Origin of the sequence: Hyphomonas oceanitis SCH89 (genome assembly GCF_000685295.1) — a bacterium.
Lineage (GTDB): Bacteria > Pseudomonadota > Alphaproteobacteria > Caulobacterales > Hyphomonadaceae > Hyphomonas > Hyphomonas oceanitis.
On sequence record NZ_ARYL01000085.1, the window covers coordinates 1 to 3,675 of the forward strand.

Annotated in this window: 3 protein-coding genes; all 3 read left to right on the plus strand. The window is 55.0% G+C overall.

The window, feature by feature from the left end; all coding sequences use genetic code 11:
• The first annotated feature begins 114 nt into the window (after positions 1-114).
• On the plus strand, positions 115-573 hold the full coding sequence (locus HOC_RS20140; protein WP_035542212.1) for a hypothetical protein: 459 nt from the start codon (positions 115-117) through the stop codon (positions 571-573).
• A 125-nt stretch (positions 574-698) separates the two neighbouring features.
• A complete protein-coding gene (locus HOC_RS20145) occupies positions 699-2,306 on the plus strand; it encodes a copper resistance system multicopper oxidase (protein WP_035542215.1) in 1,608 nt (535 codons plus the stop codon).
• Positions 2,307-2,331: 25 nt separating this feature from the next.
• Positions 2,332-3,027 (plus strand): copper resistance protein B, encoded by a 696-nt coding sequence (locus HOC_RS20150; RefSeq protein WP_035542217.1) that lies wholly within the window; start codon positions 2,332-2,334, stop codon positions 3,025-3,027.
• Positions 3,028-3,675 lie beyond the last annotated feature (648 nt).

Sequence of the window (3,675 nt, forward strand, 5' to 3'; positions counted from 1 at the left end):
TCGAATTTACACCAAGTCCCGGGACGCTACCTTGACCCACTGCTGGATACATCTGAACAGGTAAGATCGTTCAGCACACTGGGATCATTCCTCAATCTGCGATAGCCTGATCCCATGGTGATGAATATTCAAGCCGCGGCCTCTCGATGGCGCACAGCGGGCGTTTACCTGTTATTAATGGCCGGTTTCAATACCGTCTGGGAAATCGCGCAGTTTCCGCTCTATCAGATTTGGCTCGAGGGGTCGTTTCGCGCGCAGATCTACGCCATAAGCCACTGCACAATTGGCGACGTGATGATCGCGGCCGTCTCACTTACGCTGGCATATGTGCTGGTCGGGCGCGGGCCATGCTCGCATCGAAGATTTTGGGCGACGGCGCTCGCAACAACCGCGTTCGGGGTCGCCTATACCGTGTTCAGTGAATGGCAAAATGTATCGATACGTGGCAGCTGGGCTTACCGCGATATCATGCCGCTCGTGCCGCCGTTTGGAACGGGCCTTGCCCCACTCCTGCAATGGACAATCCTGCCCTTGCCGGCGTTCGCCCTCGTGCACCGGATTTCTCGGGCCTAAAATTCTTGCAACTTTGTCGCACGCAATACCTGCGCCGAAATTGAGGGGCCGACAACTGCCCGGCGTAACCGACATTGAATAGCGTTCCGTTGATTCGAAACGCTACATGCTCAAAGGAGAACCTCATGCGTCTTAAACTCGCGGGACTGTTAATCGTCACCAGCACGCTCAGTGCGTCAGCCGCTCTGGCCGATGTCTACGATCTCAAAATCGATCAGTTCGAACGTACGGTCGAGGGCAAGACGCTGACAGGTGTTAGTATCAATGGGGCCAGCCCCGGCCCTTTGCTGCGTCTGCATGAAGGCGAAGATGTCACGATCAACGTCACCAATACGCTGGCTGTCGATACGTCCCTCCACTGGCACGGAATCATACTGAACGCCAAGATGGACGGGGTGCCAGGTATCAGTTTTGATGGCATCGCGCCTGGCGAGACTTATACGTATCATTTCACGGCCAAACAATCGGGCACTTATTGGTATCACGGTCACTCCGCACTTCAGGAACAAGAGGGCGTTTTTGCACCGATCATTATCGAACCTGCCGCACCGGAGCCCTTCCAGTATGACCGTGAGCATGTCGTAATCCTGTCTGACTGGCTGAATGACAGTCCCTATAAAGCGCTCGCAAATCTCAAGAAGCGGTCGAATTATTACAATTACAATCGGCGGACTGTCTTCGACCTCTGGCGTGATTGGAGGAATGCGGATGGGGCCCAGAAGACTAACGTCATTAAAGAGCGTCTGGCTTGGGGCCGGATGCGCATGGACCCGAGCGATATCGTCGACATTACCGGCTATACATTCCTTGTGAACGGCGAAACGCCTCAGGATAATTGGAACGCGCTGTTCGAGCCCGGCGAAAAGATCCGCCTCCGGTTCATCAATGCAGCGGCCATGACCTATTTTGACGTCAAAATTCCGGGGCTGAAGATGACCGTTGTGCAGGCCGATGGTCAGAATATCGAGCCCATTTCTGTGGATGAGTTCCCGATCGCCATTGCAGAGACATTTGATGTCATTGTCGAACCGGAAGCAGGCAAGTCTTATACGATTTTTGCGGCTGCCAAGGACCGCTCAGGCTATGCAAGGGGCACGATCAGCGAAACGCCCGGTGCCGAAGCGGCGATTCCTGAACTTGGACCGCGCCCAGAACTAACCATGACTGCGATGGGCGGCAGTCACGGTGACCATGGTATCACGAACGACAAACCCAAAAGTGCCGAAACGGGCATGGAGGGCATGGCAATGGGCATGAGCGCGGACGATCATGCCGGATACGGCAGCATGTCGGCGATGGAAACTGGACCGATAGTCCTCAGCTATGCCGATCTTCGTGCACTCACACCCTATACGGACCGCCGTGCGCCCGACCGCGAGATCGAATTGCGATTGACGGGCAACATGGAGCGATACGTCTGGTCCATCGATGACGTGAAGTTCGGCGATGCTGGCCCACTCGAGCTCAATTATGGCGAGCGGGTTCGCATCACGTTCAAGAATGAAACTATGATGGAGCACCCGATGCACCTGCACGGATTGTGGATGGATCTGGTCAATGGCGAAGGCGATATGGCCCCGCGCAAGCACACTATCACGATCAGGCCCGGGGAAACGATTTCCGCCGACGTAACGGTCGATGCGACCGGGTCATGGGCCTTTCACTGCCACATACTGCAGCACGCTGCGACGGGTATGTTCCGGAAGGTCACCGTCATTGGCGGCCCGCAATAGCTCCCACCCAACAAGGATAAGACAAATGAAATACATATTCCTGCTTGCAGGCGTGTTGGCTACTGCGCCCGCCTCGCCTGCCTTCGCAGCCGAAGGCGATCCGGTTTACAATTACACCCTCATGGAAGCTGACATCGCCGAAATCGACAATGAAACAGTCGGTGCCTGGGATGCCCAAGGCTGGATCGGTGGCGACTACAATCGATTCTGGTGGAAGAGCGAAGGCGCGTTGACCGACGGAAACTTTGAGGACGCCGAGATACAAGCCCTCTATTCGCGCAATATTTCCAGGTTCTGGGATGCGCAGGTTGGCGTGCGTTACGATCTTGAGCCCAAAGGAGAGACATATGGTGTTATCGGCCTGCAAGGGCTTGCCCCCTACTTCTTCGAAGTCGATGCAGCCGCCTTTGTATCCTCAAGCGGAGAAGTCAGTGCAAGGTTCGACGCGACAGGAGAACTCCTGTTTACCCAGCGTCTGATCCTTGAACCCGGTGTGGCGTTCGATTTCTTTGCAGAACGCGACCGGTCTAGGCAAATCGGATCGGGCCTTTCGACAGCTGAATTCAGTGCCCAGCTGCGCTATGAGTTCACCCGAGAACTCGCTCCGTATGTCGAGCTTGCTTATCAGAAAGCCTATGGGGAAACGGCTGACTTTCAACGCGCCGCGACAGGCAGCGATGATGACACTGTTTTCAAAATTGGCCTGCGGACAATGTTCTGACGCCGCTCGGAAGTGACCTCTTGCTCGGCCAAAGCCGAACAAGGCGCGCATCCGCAGATCCAAACGACGGCTCGCATCGAATGGTGCGGGCCTTTATGGAAGAGTTTCAAACTTTCTACTGTGATGTATTGTGGGCTACATGCCGCGATTTTCCTGGATATGGCAATCACAGGCTACGATACTCACGCTTAGCGGGGGCGATTTAAAATAAGGCGTGTTTCGGACCGTTGAGTTTCCATATTGGCCTTTTGCTGCCCGTGGCTAGTTAGGCTGCGACTGTCTGTTTTACGACTGCGTTTGGTTGCGAGTTCAATCGGACGGCGCAACACTTAAGTTTTAGGCAGAACTGGAGTGAAAGCCATGAAGCAACGCCAGAGGACATAATGTTCGGCGGCGTAACGTGCCGAGATTTTGGATCGGTTAAGTCGCGGGGCACCGGTGAAGGCGAAGCGGCTTGGTTTTGGACGCTCTTCGCCGTTCGTAGCCGCGTCCTGAGAAGCGACAATCCGAAACCAAAAGATCAGAACTGATAGACTGGCGCAAATCCGCCGCCGCTCGTCCGGAAATTTGTCGTCTGTCCCTGGTAAACGCGTGCAGCCAGTAGCAGAGTTTCCCCAGCATAGGTATATAGCCGAACATCATATTTGA